Annotated in this window: 22 protein-coding genes and 1 other annotated feature; of the genes, 13 read left to right on the top strand and 9 right to left on the bottom strand. The window is 46.3% G+C overall.

From position 1 onward, the window contains the following. Positions 1-41 precede the first annotated feature (41 nt). On the bottom strand, positions 42-911 hold the full coding sequence (locus ACFVQB_RS26145) for an AraC family transcriptional regulator (protein WP_379446854.1): 870 nt from the start codon (positions 909-911) through the stop codon (positions 42-44). 112 nt (positions 912-1023) lie between these two features. Here ACFVQB_RS26145 and ACFVQB_RS26140 point away from each other — a divergent pair, with 112 nt between their 5' ends. Continuing rightward, positions 1024-2181: a Gfo/Idh/MocA family protein gene (locus tag ACFVQB_RS26140; protein WP_379446853.1), complete on the top strand. Its 1158-nt coding sequence runs from the start codon at positions 1024-1026 to the stop codon at positions 2179-2181. Between the two features lie 363 nt (positions 2182-2544). Continuing rightward, positions 2545-2775: a hypothetical protein gene (locus tag ACFVQB_RS26135; protein WP_379446852.1), complete on the top strand. Its 231-nt coding sequence runs from the start codon at positions 2545-2547 to the stop codon at positions 2773-2775. Positions 2776-2984: 209 nt separating this feature from the next. Here ACFVQB_RS26135 and ACFVQB_RS26130 read toward each other — a convergent pair whose 3' ends face one another. Beyond that, complete coding sequence (locus ACFVQB_RS26130) at positions 2985-3305, bottom strand: winged helix-turn-helix transcriptional regulator (RefSeq protein WP_024632671.1); 321 nt, start codon at positions 3303-3305, stop codon at positions 2985-2987. A gap of 414 nt (positions 3306-3719) precedes the next feature. Between ACFVQB_RS26130 and zwf the strand changes: the two genes are divergently transcribed. From zwf to yunB, 4 genes are all read left to right on the top strand, one after another. Continuing rightward, entirely contained in the window at positions 3720-5174 is a 1455-nt protein-coding gene (gene zwf, locus ACFVQB_RS26125; RefSeq protein ID WP_379446851.1) for a glucose-6-phosphate dehydrogenase, read from the top strand. A 438-nt stretch (positions 5175-5612) separates the two neighbouring features. After that, positions 5613-6506, top strand: coding sequence for a phosphogluconate dehydrogenase (NAD(+)-dependent, decarboxylating) (gnd, locus tag ACFVQB_RS26120; protein ID WP_163761027.1), 894 nt, complete (start codon positions 5613-5615; stop codon positions 6504-6506). 86 nt (positions 6507-6592) lie between these two features. Then, on the top strand, positions 6593-7237 hold the full coding sequence (gene fsa / locus ACFVQB_RS26115) for a fructose-6-phosphate aldolase (protein ID WP_024632668.1): 645 nt from the start codon (positions 6593-6595) through the stop codon (positions 7235-7237). 206 nt (positions 7238-7443) lie between these two features. Then, positions 7444-8319 (top strand): sporulation protein YunB, encoded by an 876-nt coding sequence (yunB, locus tag ACFVQB_RS26110; RefSeq protein ID WP_379446850.1) that lies wholly within the window; start codon positions 7444-7446, stop codon positions 8317-8319. A gap of 126 nt (positions 8320-8445) precedes the next feature. On the opposite strand, the gene ACFVQB_RS26105 is transcribed toward yunB, so the two are convergent. Then, positions 8446-9516 carry a M23 family metallopeptidase gene (locus ACFVQB_RS26105; protein ID WP_379446849.1) on the bottom strand — a complete coding sequence of 357 codons (1071 nt, stop codon included), beginning with the start codon at positions 9514-9516 and terminating at the stop codon, positions 8446-8448. Between the two features lie 202 nt (positions 9517-9718). Here ACFVQB_RS26105 and lipA point away from each other — a divergent pair, with 202 nt between their 5' ends. Together lipA and ACFVQB_RS26095 are read left to right on the top strand one after the other, a co-directional pair. Continuing rightward, positions 9719-10618, top strand: coding sequence for a lipoyl synthase (gene lipA / locus ACFVQB_RS26100; RefSeq protein WP_379446848.1), 900 nt, complete (start codon positions 9719-9721; stop codon positions 10616-10618). After that, a complete protein-coding gene (locus ACFVQB_RS26095) occupies positions 10615-11016 on the top strand; it encodes a YutD family protein (RefSeq protein ID WP_379446847.1) in 402 nt (133 codons plus the stop codon). The genes lipA and ACFVQB_RS26095 overlap by 4 nt, the downstream gene beginning before the upstream one ends. Before the next feature lie 25 nt (positions 11017-11041). Here ACFVQB_RS26095 and ACFVQB_RS26090 read toward each other — a convergent pair whose 3' ends face one another. After that, positions 11042-11845: an NAD kinase gene (locus ACFVQB_RS26090; RefSeq protein ID WP_379446846.1), complete on the bottom strand. Its 804-nt coding sequence runs from the start codon at positions 11843-11845 to the stop codon at positions 11042-11044. A gap of 104 nt (positions 11846-11949) precedes the next feature. Next, positions 11950-13203 carry a sporulation integral membrane protein YlbJ gene (gene ylbJ, locus ACFVQB_RS26085; protein WP_379446845.1) on the bottom strand — a complete coding sequence of 418 codons (1254 nt, stop codon included), beginning with the start codon at positions 13201-13203 and terminating at the stop codon, positions 11950-11952. Positions 13204-13765: 562 nt separating this feature from the next. Here ylbJ and ACFVQB_RS26080 point away from each other — a divergent pair. Both ACFVQB_RS26080 and ACFVQB_RS26075 read left to right on the top strand, forming a co-directional pair. Then, a complete protein-coding gene (locus ACFVQB_RS26080; protein WP_053783277.1) occupies positions 13766-14143 on the top strand; it encodes a globin domain-containing protein in 378 nt (125 codons plus the stop codon). 36 nt (positions 14144-14179) lie between these two features. Next, positions 14180-14911: a DUF2225 domain-containing protein gene (locus ACFVQB_RS26075; RefSeq protein WP_379446844.1), complete on the top strand. Its 732-nt coding sequence runs from the start codon at positions 14180-14182 to the stop codon at positions 14909-14911. Between the two features lie 18 nt (positions 14912-14929). On the opposite strand, the gene ACFVQB_RS26070 is transcribed toward ACFVQB_RS26075, so the two are convergent. Both ACFVQB_RS26070 and ACFVQB_RS26065 read right to left on the bottom strand, forming a co-directional pair. Then, positions 14930-15163 (bottom strand): hypothetical protein, encoded by a 234-nt coding sequence (locus ACFVQB_RS26070; protein ID WP_063566143.1) that lies wholly within the window; start codon positions 15161-15163, stop codon positions 14930-14932. Beyond that, positions 15160-15330 (bottom strand): YycC family protein, encoded by a 171-nt coding sequence (locus ACFVQB_RS26065; protein ID WP_379446843.1) that lies wholly within the window; start codon positions 15328-15330, stop codon positions 15160-15162. Before ACFVQB_RS26065 ends, ACFVQB_RS26070 begins: the two co-directional genes overlap by 4 nt. Before the next feature lie 118 nt (positions 15331-15448). Here ACFVQB_RS26065 and ACFVQB_RS26060 point away from each other — a divergent pair, with 118 nt between their 5' ends. Beyond that, on the top strand, positions 15449-17248 hold the full coding sequence (locus ACFVQB_RS26060) for a M3 family oligoendopeptidase (RefSeq protein WP_379446842.1): 1800 nt from the start codon (positions 15449-15451) through the stop codon (positions 17246-17248). A 273-nt stretch (positions 17249-17521) separates the two neighbouring features. Further along, positions 17522-17935, top strand: coding sequence for a hypothetical protein (locus ACFVQB_RS26055; RefSeq protein ID WP_063566141.1), 414 nt, complete (start codon positions 17522-17524; stop codon positions 17933-17935). 80 nt (positions 17936-18015) lie between these two features. On the opposite strand, the gene ACFVQB_RS26050 is transcribed toward ACFVQB_RS26055, so the two are convergent. After that, positions 18016-18249 (bottom strand): alpha/beta-type small acid-soluble spore protein, encoded by a 234-nt coding sequence (locus ACFVQB_RS26050; protein WP_379446841.1) that lies wholly within the window; start codon positions 18247-18249, stop codon positions 18016-18018. Between the two features lie 201 nt (positions 18250-18450). After that, complete coding sequence (locus tag ACFVQB_RS26045) at positions 18451-19425, bottom strand: aldose 1-epimerase (protein ID WP_379446840.1); 975 nt, start codon at positions 19423-19425, stop codon at positions 18451-18453. 249 nt (positions 19426-19674) lie between these two features. Further along, positions 19675-19941 (top strand) — a binding site (T-box leader). 118 nt (positions 19942-20059) lie between these two features. Here ACFVQB_RS26045 and trpS point away from each other — a divergent pair. After that, the gene (gene trpS / locus ACFVQB_RS26040; protein ID WP_379446839.1) at positions 20060-21052 is read left to right on the top strand and encodes a tryptophan--tRNA ligase; all 993 of its coding nucleotides are present in this window, start codon (positions 20060-20062) and stop codon (positions 21050-21052) included. Positions 21053-21095: the final 43 nt, after the last annotated feature.

The following is a 21095-nucleotide window of genomic DNA, read 5'->3' as shown; positions in this document are numbered from 1 at the left end:
CATTCCTTTTGCTCCTTTTCGTTTCGTCGGATGATCTCTTCTTATCCCCTGCCCTGCACATTCAGCCGATACTGATGCGGCGTGGTGCCTGTTGCATTGCGGAAGACTTTGCAAAAGTAAGATGGGCTGGACATGCCTACACGGTGGCCAATTTCCGGAACAGTATGTGTGGTACTTGTGAGTAACACACAAGCATGACGAATACGGGTGGCCTGGGCGTAAGCAACGATGGTGGTGCCGGTAGCTTTTTTAAATATGTGGGACAAATGATAGGGCGAGAGATGCAGTGTATCTGCGATATCCTCCAGACGAAACGCTTCGTTGTAGTGCTCTTCAATCCACTGCATGACAGCCTCAGCATGAGGATGCAGAACGGGAGAACCCGTTGGGAGCGCAGTAGAGCTGGGATACTGCCTGTCCTTCCAAAGGTAGCGAAGCTGTGCAAGAAGTCCAAGTAAAAAGAGTCGTGTATCCTCTTCCGCTACATGTGGAAGCAACGTAGGCAGAATATCGGCAAATTGCTCAATCATCTGGACCAGTGGGGATGAAGCAGAAAGACGGATCGGTTGAAGCGGAGATGTTTGCCCGAGAAGGTCCATTGTAAAACGATTGGATACGGCAAATTGCCGAGAGTGCGAGTTCAGCAGGTGCTGCTCATACATCAGTACGCTGCGGATAAAGGGATGCTCTTTCGTGACTTGAATCTGGATCTGATGCAGCTGAAAAGGGCGGAATATCATCAACGTACCCGGTTCAAGCGGGAATGCCTGTCCCTCTGTTATCAACTGTCCATATCCATCATGGATATATGTGATTTCCACCTGTGAATGAGCGTGGAAAACCTCTCGGAACGCAGTCGTGGAGGTACGACGGAATGCCAGATTAAATTGTTCCTCGGTGATGATGGACATTAGGAATACCTCCTCTTCAAGAGCGCAATATAGTTTTATATTATCACAAGATGAACGCATAAAAGCGCTTTATTATTGTGTATTGTGAAGGGAATAAGGGAGGTATGCATTCATGTTGAAAGTAGCCATTATTGGAGCAGGCGCAATCAGTGCAGCGCACATTACAGCGTATTTGGCATTTCCTGAACGATGCCAGATCGTAGCTGTGGTGGATATGTATACGGAAAAAGCACAAAAGCGAATTAACGATTATGGATTGAAAGGTGCGCAAGCTGTTACCGATTATCATGAATTGCTGGATCAAAACATTGATTTGGTTTCCGTCTGTACCCCTCCGTATACCCATGCACCAATCACGTGTGATTTTCTGCATGCAGGTACACATGTGCTTGTCGAAAAACCAATGGCCTCTTCTTTACAAGAGGCGGATATGATGCTGGAAGCGGCGCAAAAAAGTGGTAAGTTGCTTTCGGTTGTGGCGCAGAATCGTTTTACGACACCGATGATGAAACTGAAAGATGTGTTGGATAGCAAACTTATGGGTCCCATTGTCCACGTACAGGTCGATTCGTTCTGGTGGCGGGGCCACAATTATTATGATCTGTGGTGGCGTGGCACATGGGAAAAGGAAGGCGGAGGCTGTACGCTTAATCATGCGGTACACCATATTGATGCGATGCTTTGGATGATGGGGCCTCCGGTGGAATTGCAGGCCATGATGGCGAATACGACGCATGATAATGCCGAAGTAGAGGATATTTCCATGGCGATGCTTCGTTTCCAAGAAGGAGCACTTGGTATGATCACCAGTTCCGTGGTACACCACGGAGAGGATCAGCAGTTGATTTTTCAGGGTAAAGAGGCCAGGGTATCTGCGCCTTGGAGGGTCGTTGCTTCTACGGCACGAACTAATGGATTCCCAGAACCCAATCCAGATCTGGAACAACAGATTCAGAGACTTGCTGAAGAATTACCGGATGTTACTCATGTGGGGCATGCCGGGCAAGTGGAGAATGTGCTAAACGCCATTGAGACAGGATCGCCCCTTCTGGTGGATGGGAAGAGTGGTCGGAATACACTGGAACTCATTGTAGGCATTTATAAATCGGCCAGTACGGGGGAGAAGGTTACTTTTCCACTAGAGGCGGAGGATGCTTTCTATACAAGGGAAGGGATTATGCAACATGCGGTGCATTTTTATGAAAAAAAGACGGCGGTGGAGAACTTTGAGGATTTGAGTATTACGCTAGGGAGAAAGTTGGAGTCTTAGAGAAGATAGAATAAAGATGCCAGTCTCACATTATATTACAGTGAGGATTGGTATCTTTTTTTTGAGTTGTAACAAAATAAAAGATTAATACCCATGCTCCAAAATTTTATTCCATAATCATGACGCATCTAGTTAGACTTTCTCTTTTGTTAATATACATAATCTAAAACATACCCGGTCATCTTTGACTCCTTAAACGGTATTTACGTTAGCATAGTTGTCATCATACAGGTAAGTATCAAGTGCTAAGGTAATAAAGAATTGCTTTGATTATTCAATGGAAGAAAAGTATAAAAAGAATGCAAAGCGAACGGAATTGGATGCGATCAACAAAGTGATGGGGAACATGCGAGGCAACCTAACTTGGTCGGATCACGTCAATTCAGACATGCGGAGAAGATGATGCATTGGATTGAAGAGCACTATGTAGATGAAATCAGACTGGATCATATGGCGGACGATATCCACTTATCCAAGTCTTATGCTTCCCGGATCTTTCAGCAAGAAGCAGGAAGCAGTATTACCGACTATGTCTCAGCCCGAAGACTCAAGCAGGCTTATCTTCCTGCTGGAAACGACAACTCTGTCCGTTGAGGAGGTTGGCAGGCGGGCGGATTTCCCAATGGATCTTATTTCATTTAATTATTTCGCAAATCGGCGGGAACAACTCCGCTACAGTATCGGCAGCATTTTGAACGTAGCAGCAGATATTAAATCACATGAGGGTAACTGCTGATGTTATTAAAAGTAGCGTCAGTACATTATCGTGATGAAATTTAAAGTGTTATCCTCAAAAGTACGTGCTACAGCCACTTATCGGCCCAACGTTCTACGGCGCTTAATGCGCGCCCCAGCTCTGTACCTTTGCGGGACAACATATATTCTGTCCGAACAGGGCGTTCCGTAACCACATGACGCACGACAAGTCCCTCTTCCTCCAGTTCCTTCATCCGTTCATTAAGTACCCGTTTGCTCAGGTCCGGGATATAAGCGTGAATTTCACTGAATCGTTTGGGTTCTTCCATCAATGTATGAATAATGAGGGCTACCCATTTCCGGCCAATGATCTGATAAGACTGTTCCACCTTTTCGCATATTTGCTTGGCATTCTCATCATCGCTCATAAAAGTACTCCTTTGATTTAGTTATGCTTATTATAGCATTAGTATACTTATTGTAACCTGAGTGTCCACAAGCCCTATGTGTAAAATGTCACATACCAATTGTTCTTAATGTTACCACATAAAGCGTTAACATTAAATAAAAACCCTATAAACACTGGTGTTCACAGGTTAGACACGATTGTTGACGAATTGTGACGACAGGTGTAATATGGGTAACGTCAATTCAATTGGTTACAATTTATAACCTTGATTAAGGTTGTGGAGAGAAGGAATGTTCCATGTTTAATTCAGGTCAGATACACAAGCGGAGGTAAGGCGGGGAACTCCCCCACTAATTCCGTCTTTTGTCATGCTTGGATTTGAACATTTTGCATCATCATATACTATACTGCACAGATCACAGGAGGCACTCCAATGGACGCAATGACATTTGTCCTCTTCGGGGCAACAGGCGATTTAGCCAAACGCAAGATTTACCCTGCATTATATAATTTGTACATTGATTCGAAAATGCCGAAATCCTTCTCCGTTATCGGTCTTGGACGGCGTGAATTGTCGGATGCTGACTTTCAGGCGAATGTTGAAAAGTCACTGCATACCTTCTCCCGTCAAACACCGGAAGAAGAAGCTCAGGTTCGCGATTTCATTGGAGCTTTCCGTTATTGTTCTTTAAATAATACGAAGCTTGAAGATTACACCAAATTGCTGGAACTGGTTCAGAAGCGTGAACAAGAGCTGAATATTCCGGAAAATCGCATGTTCTACATGTCGGTTGCGCCGGAATTCTTTGAGCCCATCGCACTGAACATTCAAGAAAGCGGCTTGGGTAACACCAAAGGCTGGAAGAAACTCATCATTGAAAAACCATTTGGACACGATCTGCAATCTGCTCGTGAGTTGAATGAGAAACTCAGCAATACATTTGAGGAAGAAGAAATTTACCGTATTGACCATTTCCTTGGTAAACCGATGGTTCAAAATATTGAAACTCTCACCTACGCGAATCCGGTCATTCAGGCTTTGTGGTCCAACCGTTATATTGCCAATGTGCAGATTACGGCAAGTGAAACGGTTGGTGTTGAAGAACGTGCCGCGTATTATGACCAAAGCGGTGCCCTTCGTGACATGTTCCAAAACCATATGCTTCAGTTGCTGATGATGATTGGTTTGCATTTGCCAAAACGCTGCACACCGGAAGAAATCCAATTCAAAAAGCAGAAGATTGCTGAAGCTCTTCGTCCATTGACGAAAGAGAATATCGCTTCTGAAGTCGTTCGTGCCCAATACGAAGCAGGCGAACTGCAAGGTACTTCTGTTGTTGGATATCTGGACGAGCCTGGCATTCCAGCTGGTTCTCAGAATGAAACATATGTTGCCGCGAGACTGTGGATCGATGATCCATTCTGGAGCGAGGTTCCATTTTACATTCGTACAGGTAAACGCCTGGCTGAAAAATCGACCAGAATTGTTGTTGAATTCAAGGCACCACTCAAAACAGGTCATGAATCCGAAAATACAACGGAGCCTAACTTGCTGACGATCGAAATTGGTCCGGGAGAAAGCATCTCGCTTCAATTGAATGCGAAAAACCCACTCAACCAAGGCGAAGTGGAACCAATGCATATGAACTTCAACTCAGGTGAACGCAACATTCCGGAAGCATACGAAAACCTGATCTTTGACGCGATGCGCGGAGATTCTACATTCTTTGCTCACTGGAACGAAGTTGAACTGGCTTGGCAATGGGTACAGCCGATCTTGGAAGCATTCCAGGATGGCAATGTGCCACTGGATACGTACAGCGCAGGTTCGCAAGGACCTGAGTCGGCAGATCGTCTGATCGCAGAGAACGGCTACCGTTGGTGGTAAAAGTAATGTAAGAGCAGCATCAGAGAAGAGAACACTACAGTCTGTTCTGCTCGATAATATACAAATTTCTATGAAGTACACCGTTCCAATTTTGCATAAGTCCTTCCGGTTATATTGGGCCGGAAGGCTGTGAAAATTTTTGAATATAGATGGCGGACGCACTTGATTTGCCTAAGTAGCGACGCAGTGTAGGGGACGGAATCGATTCTGTAGAAGCGAAGCTAAAAGCTTTCTGAAAGAAAGCTACTCCGGAAGCATATGCTTCGCCTTTGTATCCAAATTTCATCAATTTAAAGGTTGATGAAAAGAAATTTGGATACAACAGCGATCGAAAGAACGATCCGTAACCGGAACGGTTGCAGCGAAACGGGAATGTAGTCTGGTGCTCTGCAACAAAGATGAAATTTAAACATTGTTCATAACAGGAGGAACTTAGCAATGAAACTTGGACTTATTGGATTAGGTAAAATGGGATTGAACCTGGGTAGAAACCTGATTGACCACAAACATGAAGTGGTTGCCTTTGACCTGAACGCTGAAGCTGTAAATGAAATGAAAGAATACGGCGCAACAGGCGTATCTTCCTATGCAGAAATGGTGGCTTCCCTTGAATCCCCACGTGTATTGTGGATCATGGTTCCTCACAACGTGGTTGATGCTGTACTGGCTGAAGTAAGCCCACTGTTGTCCAAAGGCGACATCATCATTGAAGCGGGTAACTCGCACTATAAAGAGTCCATCCGTCGTTACGAAGAAATGAAACCTAAAGGCATTCACTACATGGATGCTGGTACATCCGGCGGTATGGAAGGCGCACGTAATGGCGCATGTTACATGATCGGTGGCGATCCTGAAGCTTGGGCAGTGGTTGAGCCAGCGTTCAAGGATACTTCCGTTGAAAATGGTTACCTGTATGCAGGTAAAGCCGGTAGCGGTCACTTCCTGAAAATGGTTCACAACGGTATCGAGTACGGTATGATGGCTTCCATCGGTGAAGGCTTCGACGTATTGGAGAAAAGCGGCTTCGATTTTGACTTCGAACAAGTTGCTCGTGTATGGAACAACGGTTCCGTTATCCGTTCTTGGTTGATGGAATTGACAGAGCGTGCATTCTCCAAAGATGCTAACCTGGATGAAATCAAAGGGGTTATGCATTCTTCCGGTGAAGGACGTTGGACAGTTGAAACAGCATTTGACCTGCAAACTGCTACGCCAGTTATCGCATTGTCCCTGTTGATGCGTTATCGCTCTTTGGAAACAGACACATTCACAGGTAAAGTTGTCGCAGCACTGCGTAATGAATTTGGCGGCCACGCTGTAGAAAAAAATTAATTTATATATAATTGTTAACATATACGGATAATCGGGTAATGATGAGTATAGTTGTTTACAAATTCATCAAGTGGAGGGAACATATCATGAAATTTTTCTTGGATACAGGTAATGTTGAAGAAATCAAACGGATCGAACGTCTTGGTCTGGTAGATGGAGTCACGACCAACCCTTCTTTGATTGCCAAAGAAGGTCGCGTATTTAAAGAAGTGATTCAGGAGATCTGTGGCGTTGTTAAAGGCCCGGTCAGTGCTGAAGTTATCGGACTTAAAGCCGAGGATATGTTGAAGGAAGCTTATGAAATTGCAGAGTGGGCACCGAATGTAGTGATTAAACTACCGATGACCGAAGATGGACTCTATGCTTGTCATGAACTGACGCAAAAAGGAATTAAAACCAATGTAACGCTGATCTTCTCGGCAGCACAGGGTCTGATGGCGGCGAAAGCTGGTGCAACGTACATCAGTCCATTTGTTGGCCGTCTGGATGATATTGCGGTGGATGGCATGAAGCTGATTCGCGATCTGCGTCTCATTCTGGATACGTACGATTTGCCTTCCGAAATTATTGCAGCAAGCATCCGTAATATCAAACATGTGGAGGATGCAGCTCTTTCTGGTGCGCATATCGCGACCATTCCGGGTTCGCTCCTGCCAACATTGTGGAAACACCCGCTGACAGACAGCGGCATTGAGCGCTTCCTGAAAGATTGGGAGTCCGTTCCGAAATAATAAAATATGGACAAGGGTTTGATTCTTTAGACCTGTACTCCATTAAAAAGCCTTTCGTCTTGCAGACAAAATCTGCTGGCGGAAGGCTTTTTTAGTTGTACATGATGATATCCCCGTACGAGCAGGTGCTGTCCTTCTTTTTCGGGACAACAGTGCATAAGGATAGTATATAGCCTATAGCTCATCCCGCAGGGGAGGGACGCCCGATGATGAGAAGACGATGGCGAAGCCGAAGACGCCGCAAGCCGCCAAGTGGCAGGCGCAAAATGTGGTTGATTATTTTATTGGTAACAGCGTTCTGTTTGATGCAGGGTTTTGCCTATGTCGATAAGAAAATGAAACCGCCCATCATGCATCTGGCCAAAATCAGAGTGAAGCAAATTGCAACGGAAGCAATCAACAAGGCGATTACCGCGCAGGTATCCGAAGGCAAATCCACCGAAGGACTGATTGACTGGAAAACCGATACGGCTGGGAAAGTGTCCGGATTCATGCTGAATTACGATGAGCATATGCGAATCACCGCGAGTACGATGAATATCGTGCAATCCACTTTGCAGAACGTGCATATGTTAAAAGAAAAAATTCCGCTGGGGCAGGCGTTGGGCAGCCCGGTACTGGCATCCTTTGGTCCAAGTATACCGGTTCGTATTGAGCCTCAGGGAGCGGTCAAGGTGGATTTGAACACCCGCCAGCAGAATGCCGGTATAAACATGATTCTGGTGGAAGTGTACATTCACATCATTGCCGAAGTCGCGGTGGTGGTGCCCTTTGACATGGAACCCGAGACCGTCGATACGGAAATTCCGATATCTTACCTGTTGGTGGTCGGGGATGTGCCGATGTACTACTACGATAATCAGGGCAAGCCAGTGGGCAGCAACGGCAGCAATGCACCCGCGATTGCATTGCCATCGGGTCAGACTGGTGTTTCGAGCGGTCATGGAGGAACGCCTAATTCAATCTCTCCCAACCAACAGCAGGCTCCAGCAAACGGTCTGAACGGAAATGGACTGGAGGTTGAGCCGGATTTGTCTGATCCAAACGGGGGATTGCAGCTTGACGTGGATGTGAACCACTAATGAATCAAAGGCAAATATCGAATAAAAAAACGGGGCCTCTATGTGGAGGTCCCGCTTTGCATTAAAAATCATCTCAAAACTAAATAGATACTTATTATCCTTTTTTTCAACTTAATTGATTCCGCTTCATTTGCTTTTGGCTTTCTTCTGTTTGCGTTCTTCCTGCTCCCAATGTTTCAGATGCGGGTAAGGGTCGAACGACCATTCATTCAGCCCGCTGTCACGATAGATGCCGTAATGCAGGTGAGGAGGAAACTTGCCTTGTGTACCTGGTTTTCCATAGCCTGAACTGCCCACCCAGCCCAAAACCTGACCAGGGTTAACCACTTCGCCGATATGGGCGTTTTTGTCGAAGCCAGATAGATGAGCGTAATAGTGGTAATGGTTGTTCAGATCACGAATACCGATACGCCAGCCGCCAAACGGATTCCAGCCTTTGATTTCCACGACACCGTAACAGGTACTGCGCACAGGCAGGCCATGCGGTGCAAAAATATCCGTGCCTTCATGAATACGGTACCCGCCCCAGCTGCGTTTGGTTCCCCAGGTGCTGCGGTATGAATAGTTGGTTCCGAGAGGGACGGGAAAGGCGTGACCAAAGAGATCGAGGCTGTCAAAATGCTCATATAATTTCGCGAATTGCTGAATGCGCTGCACAGCCCGGGAGTTATGATAATATTCCCACAGGGCGATGTTGAAGTCCTCCGGCTTGTTCCCATAATTCTGAACAATGGAAGCCATGCTGTAGAGTACGTCCAGGTCATTATTGGCATCTGCTACACCATCACCAGAACCGTCACGGCCATATCCATTGAAAAAGACAATAGAACCCGGGTGTTGATCCGTCTCATCCGGATTTAGCCAGCCTCTCCAGGCTGGGGGGGTCATGAATATACCGGTCAGCCGATCCGGATGTTTACGATCTTTCGGATGTGCACGCGAGATGGTTCGTTCATATTGATCAATCGCTGCGAGCCTGTACCAGGGAATTTGGGTCATCTGACCAATGCTTTCATATAGATGTCGGCGCGAAGCGAAAATGTCCGCTGGTTTTTGCTCTACAGCCTGAGGTTTGGAATCAGCGGCGGTGGGTTCACTGTAAACATCAACAGGCAAGAATGGGAGAAGCAGTGTACCTGCAAGCAATGTTTTGATCCAAAAGGAGTAAGTTAACCGCGATGTAAAGCGATCTTGCACAGGGAAGCAGCTCCTTTCCAATGAGATAATGCACATGGTGCCCGGTGAACCAAGCTATAACCTAGCGTTCTTCAAAAGTCTTCATTTTATCCATGTAAGACATGAATGCACAAGATGTGACAAAAGGGGGTTTTTCCAGCGCTTTCATGGTATAATATGTTCCGAGCAACAGCCTAACTTCAGTAGAAAGAAGGTTTATGCATTGGCTAAACGTGTTAAAGAACCGAAACCGGACTGGATTCGGATTAAATTGACAACCGGTGATAACTATCAGGAAATGAAAACGATGATGCGTTCCAAAACGCTGCATACAGTATGTGAGGAAGCACGGTGCCCTAATATTTACGAATGTTGGGCCAATCGGACAGCTACTTTTATGATTTTGGGCGATATTTGCACACGGGCATGCCGTTTTTGCGCGGTGAATACCGGCTTGCCAACGGAACTTGATTTGCAGGAACCTGAACGCGTGGCAGAAGCGGCAGAACAGATGAATCTGCAGCACTGCGTAATTACGAGCGTGGCGCGTGACGACCTGAAGGATGGAGGAGCGACGATCTTTGCGGAGACGGTGAAGGCCGTTCGTCGTCGTTTGCCTTTATGCAGCGTAGAAGTGCTGATTCCGGACTTTTTGGGTGACCGGGATTCCTTGCAGATTGTAATGGATGCCAAACCGGACATCTTGAATCATAACATCGAGACCGTAGAGCGGTTATCGGATAGAGTCCGTGCCAAGGCGAAATACAAGCGTTCACTCGAATTGCTTGCTCGTGCCAAGGAAATGCAGCCAAATATTCCGACGAAATCGAGCATCATGCTTGGTGTGGGTGAGGAATATCATGAAATCTTGCAAACGATGGATGATCTGCGCGCTGTGGATTGTGATATTATGACAATTGGTCAATACTTGCAGCCATCTGAGAAACATCTGTTTGTGGAGAAGTATTATCCGCCAGAGGAGTTTGCTTCATTGAAGCAGGAAGGACTGAAGCGTGGATTCAGCCACGTGGAATCCGGACCTATGGTCCGCAGCTCCTACCATGCCCATGAACAAGTGAAATCTGCTGCGAAAAATAGTGAAAAGGCGGCATCTCACGCATGATGGAGGAGACAGGTTTGGAAGAAGAAAAAAGTTCAGAACAGATTCAGGAATCGGTTCAGGAGCCTGTACAGGAAAAACCCAAAGAACCGGTTATTGTTCAAATCGGCGGAAAGAATTATGAAATCGTGCAAAACCATAAAGAGGGCTGGAATCCTGAAGTCTTCCGTGACCGTTACAGCGAAGTGCTGGAGCGGTACGATTACATTATTGGGGACTGGGGTTACAGTCAGCTGCGGTTGAAAGGTTTTTACCGGGACAACCATCCCAAAGCCACGAAGGATTCCACGATCTCCAGCATGGTGGATTATATCAATGAATATTGCAACTTTGGATGTGCGTACTTTGTGCTTCAGAAGAGCAAAGACCAGCCTCAAGCCAAAGCAAAAAGCGGTTCCTGAGAAGGACCGCTTTTTTGTTGCGTTATTAGTCCAAAAATGCTGTGCGAACCCTATTCCAAAACGGATAGGGACGAAAACGTGCAAAGCTTACCTTGTGTTTGGATACCTGACAACGTACCGATATAAGATCTTCCACCATAACGTTTACGTGGTCAATGGTAAGCAACAACCGCTGGTCCTTGCGTGAGAAGATATCACAGTGATGGTGCTTCGGCAAAATAACCGGTGAACCCAGCGTCCGATAGACGCGGTTATTGATTGAAGCAATCTCGGCGATCTGAATAGCCTCGATCGTGGGATGCACCATGGCGCCGCCAAGCGCCTTGTTGTATGCCGTACTGCCTGAAGGTGTCGATACACAGATACCGTCTCCCCGGAACATCTCAAACGTCACGTCATTAATGTCGACCTGAGCAACGACTGTACCGTCTACACCTTTTAACGTAAATTCGTTCAGTGCGATATAAGAGGTATTGCCCGACTTTTTACGAATCTCAAGCTCCAGCAGCGGATACTCCACAATCCGGGGTTTTAGTCGTTCCGGGTCTCCTTTGCCGCTCATCAATCGTACCAGTTCCCGTAATTCTTCCTTCTTCCAATCGGCATAAAAGCCGAGATGGCCTGTATGAACCCCAACAAAAGCAATGTCCGGGATGCGGTCGATGAAATTGTGAAATGCCTGCAGCATCGTACCATCGCCTCCGATGGAGATGACAATCTCCGGCGATTCTGCATCCAGCTTAAACCCTTCCTCTTTTGCCAGCGCATGAAACTGCTGACTGAGATCAATTGATAACTGGTCTCCGCGGTCTTGAACATAGTATCTCAAGATGAAAGCTCCTTTGTGGTCATTATACTACCGATGATAATCAATTCCAGAGAAGAACACAATGTTGGATTGATATTCAGTTGAATATGAACGCACAGGATGGCTTATTTTTTCATACGTCGGGTTAAGAAAAAGGGACTTATAATAGAAAGCATCAGCAGTAAAAGTAATACGCCTCCAAGTACACCTATTCCCGAAAACAGGATCTGTCCCCAGTCTGGTATATACGAAAATAATTCTGGCTTGGCACCCGTTTGGAAGAAAACAGGCCACTCCGAATTACCCATCATCGGCATCCATAACAAAAGTACAAGTATGGGTGCAATGAGAGCATGGATTGCTCTGGCAAACAGAAAGGGGCCATATCTCATGGGTGTGTTGCTCAGGACACTCATAATCTGGGCATGAACGGATAATCCGCCCCAGGAGAGGACGAAGGCAGCAGCAGCAGCTTTGTACACGAGCGGAATGGATATGCCTGCCCCTCCCGCTTCTTTGGCTCCCAAAGTGACTTCAAATAACCCGCCTACGAGGCTGTGGGATAAGGCAGGGGGGAACCCCGTATATAGAAGCAGTTGTTCCGTGATAGCATATAACCCGCCTAGCCATCCGGTTTGAACGAGTAACTCCATCATAACGGAGAAGAATACAACTAACCCTCCTACGATAATAATAAGGCGAAGGGATGAGGAGATAGCCTGGCGCAGCAATTCACCAAATGCCCGTCCATCAGCCTTTCTTGCCTCATGCATTGCATAAATGGCTCGGAGTAGTCTGTTTTTGTGTGCCTCTTCAGAGGCGGAGGGAGAGTTGTTGATCGACTGTTTATCCTTTACTGAGGTCCTTCCATGGAACCGCATGAGCAGGCCTACAAGAAATGCAGAACCATAATGTGATGTGACCAGTATGGGAGCAATAGCTGCATTGTGGAAAAAACCGACAGATACTGCTCCAATCATGAAAATGGGATCCGATGATGTGGTAAAAGCAACGAGGCGTTCACCTTCTTCCCGAGTAACCAATTTTTGTTCCCACAACTGTGCGGTCAATTTGGCTCCAGTGGGATATCCGGAAGCACAACTGACGGCAAACACAAAGCCCCCGCTTCCGGGAACACGAAATAGCGGACGCATCAATGGATTTAAGAGCGTACCCAAAAAATGAACAATGCCGAAGCCGAGAAGCAGCTCGGATAACACCAGAAAGGGGAAAAGGGAAGGGAAAAGCACGTCCCACCAAATGGATAGTCCGCGTACACCTGCATGCCAGGTTTCCGCAGGAAACAGCACCATCAATACACACAGGATCAGGAGAGCTAGCGGGATCAGGACATGGGTGATTCGTTGTGAAGCGGCCATGAATTCTTCTCCTTTATTTTTGGAATGGTCAGTGTGCAGCAGATTGCTGGTGCTTTTGCCATCAATATATGAGACAAAGCGGACAAACAGTACAAATTAATGTTTAGAAAGCGCTTGCAAAAGTGGCTGTGTTTTTAAGAGATGTATGCTAAAATGATAAAAACGCCTGAACGTCACCTATTTACCTAGAAGGTGGAATTAAATCGGATGGAGTGATGATTATGAGTCTTGTCACCGGAATCCTGGTTTGTGCTTTTGTTTATGTTATACGTGCCTCGCTTGTGCGCTCTGAAGAAGAGGACTGGCGAAGTTATTGATGGAATATCTGGTGCGCCAAACCTCATGTTTGGCGCTTTTTTTGTGCCTTCAGTACGAGATAGACCTGTATGAGTCATGGCTATGTGGGACCATAACCCTTTCATGTTATATAGGACTTTTGGGATTTTTTTGATAGAATGAAGATAAAGGCGTTTGTGGCCTTGTTCTTCAATCTCCTTTCATAATTAAGCATGGGAGTGTAATATATGTCAAAATTCGACACCCGAAAGGAGGGGGAAGCGGAATGAATCCTAGTTTGAGCATCTACGACAATCTTGGTGGAGAGGCAGGCGTTCGCGCACTGGTCGAAGCTTTTTATCCGATTGTTCAGCAGAATGAGAAGCTGGCACCTCTTTTTCCGGAGGATATTCAACCGGTAATCGACAAGCAATACATGTTTTTGTCTCAGTTCTTCGGTGGTCCTGCATTGTTTTCCGAGGCTTTTGGTCATCCGATGATGCGTGCCCGCCATATGCACTTTGAAGTGACGGTTGAACGGGCAGAAGCCTGGCTTGCATGTATGGATCAGGCGTTGACACAGGTCGGTGTGGAAGAGCCGTTGCATTCTTTCGTCCTGCAGCGATTGTCGGGGCCAGCACATCATTTTGTGAATACACCTTAGTTCCGATTACAAGCTTTTGGGAGAGGGATGGAATGAGTGGAAATAGAGCCTCTGTATAAGGTAAAAGTGAAGTGTCATTATTGCGAGACCGAGTATGATACCTCACGCGTAAGACCAAGCTTGAAACGGCCATACCGGACGGATTCCGATTTTTGCGCGTACTACAAACGGGAAAATCCGGATTTCTATGTTGTTCGAATCTGTCCCGAGTGTGGTTTCGCTTCGACGGAGAATTCGACGGAACAATTGAACGATAAACAACGAAAGGCTTTTAAGGAGCAGATCGGCAATCGTTGGGTGAAACGAGACTATAGCGGAGCGCGGACACTGGAACAGGCGATGGATTCATACAAGCTTGGGCTGCTGTGTGCGCAGGTTATTCAGGAGAAAGATCGTGTCGTTGCCGGTCTGCTGCATCATATTGCCTGGCTGTATCGGTACATGGAGGATCATACCCAGGAAAACCGTTTTCTTGAATTTAGCCTTGAGGCTTATGTAAAGGTTTTTGAACGGGAAGGTACTGGCGGGAATGAGGCCAAGCTGCTGTATCTGCTGGGAGAGTTGAACCGCAGGGTAGGTCGGTTCCATGAGGCTGTAAAATGGTTCGGCAGGGTTATTCATGACAAGCGCATTACCGATGCTGCCATGATTCGTGCTTCGCGGGAGCAGTGGGCATTGCTTCGGGAACAGATGATTTCGGGCAAGATGGAGTTGCCGGCTGAGATGATTGAAGTAGACAAAGAGGCTGCGAAACGCAGCCCCATTTAGATAAGTGACAGTGGTTCTCTAATTGCGGACAGGACGACTGGACAGCAGGTAATCACTATCATTGTCGATCACAGTCATGCTGGCATTACAACAAGGAAAGACCAGCAATTTCTTTTTGCCTTCGCGAATGCGTACAAGCTCCTTCGGTTTGAGTGGCAGCAGTACATTGTTTGCATGGCAGTACGGACATTGCTGTACATAAATGTCCCCCATTACAATATCGTAAGGCCAGCTGTTCTCAAAGGGAATCATTCTTGCTCGCCTTCCGCAGAGGCAGGTTTAGCCGCTTCTTCTTTGGCCAGTTCGGCGATTTTCTGCATCAGGATATGCTGGGGCATATGCATCAGATGTTCGAGGGGAACACCCAGAGATTCTGCTAATTTGACGGCTGTGTCAGCCGAGACTTGTAAAGGTTTCATACGATGACCTCCTGAAAATAGCTTAAACTATTTCTCTAGTATAGAGATATAGCGCTTATAAAACCAGTTCTAATTCAAGGTTAATTATCCATTCTACTGAGAGAGGTGCCTTATTTAAATGAAAACACCATTACAACCCGTCTGGGATCTGGAGTCCATTTTTAGTGGAGGTTCCGCCTCCGAGTCGTTCGCTGCGTATTTGATTGAGCTGGAGCAGGATGTACGCAAGCTGCAATCCCTTTTGAAAGAAACACCTGCACCCAAATCGTTGGAAGAAACGAATGCGTTTGATTCAATCCTGGAATTGCTTCAGAGCTGTTATATCCGAATTTCGGAAGGGTCCGCATTTGTGTCTTGTCTTTCTTCACAAAACCAAAATGATAAAAAGGCAGTTCAGCTTCAGGGAACTATCATTTCTCTTAGCGCGATGTTGAACAGTAGCAAGTCCCAATTCGATAATACGCTTAGCCAGACGACAGACTCTGTATGGGAAGCATGGATTGCCCGTGAAGATATTCAGCCGCTTACCTTTGTACTGAACGAGAGCCGCACCCAAGCTCGTGAGAAACTGTCCCCTGAACTTGAAGGTCTTGCACTGGATCTCGGCGTAGATGGTTATCATGGGTGGGGTAAATTCTATAACACCATTGTAAGCAAGGTCAACATTCCATTTGAACAAAATGGTGAAACGGTAATGCTATCAGCAGGACAGGCTGCCAATAAATTGAGCGACAGTGACCGAAATGTACGCGAGGATGTATTCGCTAATTGGGAACAGGCTTGGACTGATGTCGAAGACTTCTGCGCAGATACATTAAACCATCTCGCCGGTTTCCGTCTCAAATTGTATGAGAAGCGTGGCTGGGATGACGTTCTCAAGGAACCTTTGGCGATCAACCGGATGTCGCGTCAGACGCTCGATACGATGTGGAACGTAATTAACGATGCCAAACCTGCATTGGTTCGATATTTGGAGCGCAAGGCAAAACTGCTTAATGTAGAGAAACTCAGCTGGAGTGACGTTGATGCACCAGTAGGCAAGTCGGGTGGAAAAGTCACATATGACGAGGCGGCCATCAATATTGTTGATCAATTCGCCAAGTTCAGTCCCAAACTTTCGGAATTTGCAGAGATGGCGTTCGAGAAACGCTGGATCGAAGCAGAGGACCGTTCAGGCAAGCGTCCAGGGGGCTTCTGTACATCATTGCCACTCAGCAAAGCAACACGTATTTTCATGACCTTCTCTGGGACGCCGTCGAATATGTCGACACTTGCCCATGAACTTGGTCACGGATACCATCAGCACATTATGGAAGAACTGCCGGCCTTGAATCAACGCTACGCCATGAATGTGGCGGAAACGGCTTCTACCTTTGCCGAGCTGATTGTAGCCGATGCCCTGGTTCAGGCAGCAACGGATGAGCAAGAGAAGCTTGCTCTACTTGAAGACAAGATTCAACGAAGTGTTGCGTTCTTCATGAATATTCACGCTCGTTTCCTGTTCGAGAATCGGTTCTATGAGCAGCGTAAACATGGCTTGGTGAATGCAGATGAGTTGTCCAAATTAATGGTGGAAGCACAGCAAGAGGCGTTCTGTGGTGCGCTTGCATCGGATCATCCGCATTTCTGGGCATCCAAGCTGCATTTCTATCTGACAGGTGTACCATTCTATAACTTCCCGTATACGTTCGGATATATGTTCAGTGCAGGCATCTATGCCAGAGCGCAGGAGGAAGGCACGGCATTTGCCGATAAATACGATGATTTGCTGCGAGATACGGGCCGTATGACGGTAGAAGAACTGGCTCAGAAACATCTGGGTACAGATCTCACACAACCTGATTTCTGGCAAAATGCAGCGAACCTGGTTGTTGCCGATATTGATCAATTTCTTGAGATGACAGAATCCGCAAAATAGTATTCCTATATATGTAATGAGGCTGCAATCCTGTGTAAACATACACGGGGGTGCGGCCTTTTTTTGTGTTTTTTAAAGTTAGGCTTCCGCTAAATAATTTGTCGCAATTGAGAGAAATAACTCGCTAAAAGGACGCAAAATGGCAATTAATTGTGCAAATTATAGTTATAATTACCCAAGTTTGTTTGTCTTTGTTGAATGACCACATATGTTGTCATATAATGAGTCGTAAGTCCTTGTTTTGTAGGATGAAGTGCATAAAGGAGGAGCGTTATGGTAAAAATTGACCAGCTTTCATTAGCACGACAGTTGGATCTGGTGTTCAAAGAGCTTGATCATGAATTATCAGGGTTAGATTCAGGTGTGGTTTTTGTGCAAATACGAAATAATGTAATTGGAAAGTTTGGGATTCGACATAATCCGATAACCGGACGTGACGGTCAAATGGAAGTGGAGGACGGTGGACTAAACGAAACCCAGCGCTCTTCTTTCCGTGCAATGGCACTTGAGACTTTGAAATTCAAGCGAAATTGGACTCATGGAGAAATTGCATATGATTTTACAGTAAGACAAGGCATGATTCTCGTTGATGCCACGATGGAGTCCAACTATAATATGGCGAACCTGATGATTCGTTATCCAAGAACCAATACATACATGGATTCAGGCATGGAGTCGTCTTCATAATTGTGATGAGTACACAGGAAAGCGGCACTTCCGAGGAAGGCCGCTTTTTGTTCTTGCATATACGAGCACAAATTACGAGCTTACGAACGACCCGATAATTGCTGCTCAGCGATTTGGACCAGACGTTTAGTGATGTAACCACCCAGAGAACCTGTCTCACGGGAAGTGTAGTTACCGTAGTAACCGTCTTGGGGAATAGTTACACCCAGCTCTTGTGCAGCTTCAATTTTCAATTGTTGCAATGCTGCTGTTGCTTGGGGAACAACCAGATTGTTGGTGCGGCTTCCGCTACCTTGGTTTTGACCTCCGTACATGTGTGTCACCTCCTTATGGCTTGGTGATGTTAGTATGGTTAGAGAATGAGGAAATATGCATGATATGGCGTAAGGAAAAATCTGGATAAGAGAGAAGAGATATAACATGAAAAAAGCCGACCCAGTATGGATCGGCTACGTAGAATAAAAGGAAAATATAGGGGATATATCCCATAGAGGGCACCTGAGAGTGCAAGATTACTACTCGGTTGGTGGAACAATCTCAATACGTGTAAAAAGTTCAACGGGCTGTTCAGGTTCCAGACGAATCAGTCCCGTTTGCTCGTCTGTTAAATTCAAATTGGGTGCATCAGGAAGCCATGTGTAGGGTTCAATGCATAGAAATTGATCGGATTCACCCTTTGTAAAGAGGACCCAATGTTTGAAAAATGCTTCATCCGCTGAATATTTCAGCGTATATCCATCCTGCCTGCGTAAGTGAGCTACCGCTGGTTGTCCTTCGGCAGCTTTCAAAATGGTATCCCAGTTTCGTCCTTGCATGTTCATGCCTTCGTTCAAAGAAGACCATTCTCCGAGAGATTCAATCTCACCTGTAGGCAGTTGTTCTTCATTCTGAGCGTAAATTCCGGACACAGGAAGTTGAAGTGACCATTCGGCAGGTTTGCCGTCAAGCAGAAACCATGTATGATATCCCATTCCAAAAGGAGCAGGAGTGGAGCTCAGATTGGTCACACGCAGACGCTGGCTTAACACTGCGTTTTGTAGTCTGAACGTCATCTCAAGCTTCAAAGGAATTGGAAATTGAGCCATCCAATGCTCTTCATTTTCAGTTAATAATTCCGTTGTAATTGCACAGCCATCTTCATCTTCTTCGATGTCGCTGACACACCAGGACTGGCTGCGGTGGAGGCCGTGAATATGGTTGTCATTGGCCGTATTCTGATCGAATTGGTAATGGACTCCCTCATATTCGAATTGTCCTCGATGAATGCGGCCTGGCGGAACAAGAAGCGGAACGCCGAAGTGATACGGCTTCTGCAAATAAAAGGCAAGTTCGTCTTCTTCCGGACTGCGAACGACATCGCGGCCCTGCACCAAATCGCGAATCGAGATAATATTATTTCCGAGACGCGGCAGCAGGGTAATCTCCAATTCACGGCTATGTAGGATATACGTGTCGTAACCATTCCATTGGCCTTTGGTCACTTGTTTCATATCGATGCTCCTTTTCCCACTTGAAATCTGTCTGCAAACGACCATTCCTATCTGCCGTTGCAGGCGTGTCATTGTGTACATGCCACTTATCCCATTGGCATACTGAATGAATGCTGGTGATTAGGATAAGCAATTCCATCATAACAGATTTCTGTGAAGTGGGTAAAAAAAGCTATTCCCATTTTGACATTCTTCTCCGTGCGGATTAAGATGGTATTCTGAACTATGCATTTTATTCAATGAATGATAATCAAAGCGATGACAGGGACAAGTAAGCGAAGAGAACTCTCTTCAGAAAGCCGGTGGGTGATGTGAACCGGTGTGAACTCTTTACCGAATGGACCCTTGAGTGCTGGTTTGAATAGGCGAAGTCTGAAGCTTGGACTACCCTTAGTAGAATCGGACGTATACTCCACGTTACGGAGAAATGAAGGCATTTCTTCTACATGATCTAATCAGGTCTAGAGGAATGGAGAAATGCGAATAAGGGTGGCACCACGGTCTCACGTCCCTTGCGGATGTGGGGCCTTTTTGCGTTCGCGGAGAATAGGAAGAACAGTTGGATACCGTCTAAGGTATTACAAAATATACCCATCGGTCATCCATAATTAGAAACAGGGAGGCGTTATGTGAAATGAAAACAGTACTTTCGGGAATTCAGCCGAGTGGCAAGCTCACATTGGGCAACTACATCGGAGCAATTAAAAACTTTGTGAAACTTCAACATGACTACCAATGTCACTTCATGGTGGTTGATCTTCACGCAGTAACGGTAGCTCAAGAGCCAGCAGCGCTGCGTGAGCAGTCTGAGGCGGTAGCTGCCTTGTTCATCGCAGCCGGAATCGACCCTACGAAATCCAATGTGTTTCTGCAATCCCATGTACCGCAGCACGCGGAATTGGGCTGGTTGATGACGACCCTGACTTCGATGGGCGAGCTCGAACGCATGACGCAGTTCAAGGATAAATCATCCGGTAAAGATTCCGTTGGCGCGGGACTGTTTGTATATCCTTCATTAATGGCTGCTGATATTTTGCTGTATAATGCTGATCTTGTGCCTGTAGGCGAGGACCAAAAGCAGCATCTGGAACTTACACGCGATCTGGCGGGACGTTTTAACCACCGTTATGGTGAGTATTTCACAATTCCAGACCCTTATATTCCACAGGTGGGTGCTCGTGTAATGTCACTGGACGATGCTTCTTCCAAAATGAGCAAAAGTAATCCCAACGCAGGCAGCTACATTGCCTTGCTTGATCCACCAGATGTGATCCGCAAAAAAATTAGCCGTGCCACAACCGATTCCGGTCGTGAAGTTGTATATGACCCAGCAAACAAACCTGAAGTCAGCAACCTGATGAGTATCTATGCTGAATGCGCTGGTCTGACATTGAACGAAGTAGCGGAACGCTATGAAGGCAAAATGTATGGTCCGTTCAAAAAAGAACTGGCTGAAGTGGTGGTATCCGTTATTGAACCTTTACAGGAACGGTATCGTGAGATTCGTGAGTCTGGTGAATTGACCGACATCCTGGAAACTTCAGCTCGTCGCGCAGAAGCGGTGGCTTCCCAGACACTTCATGCGGTTAAAGAACGCATGGGGTTTGTTCCTAGACGTACGTTGTAGTAGGACGAGGCAAGTAACTTAAAGTAGATGAATTGTTCACATA

The organism is Paenibacillus sp. NPDC057886 (assembly GCF_042796655.1).
Classification (GTDB): domain Bacteria; phylum Bacillota; class Bacilli; order Paenibacillales; family Paenibacillaceae; genus Paenibacillus.
The sequence above is the reverse complement of the archived record's forward strand: the minus strand, read 5'-3'. Positions and strand labels throughout refer to the sequence as shown.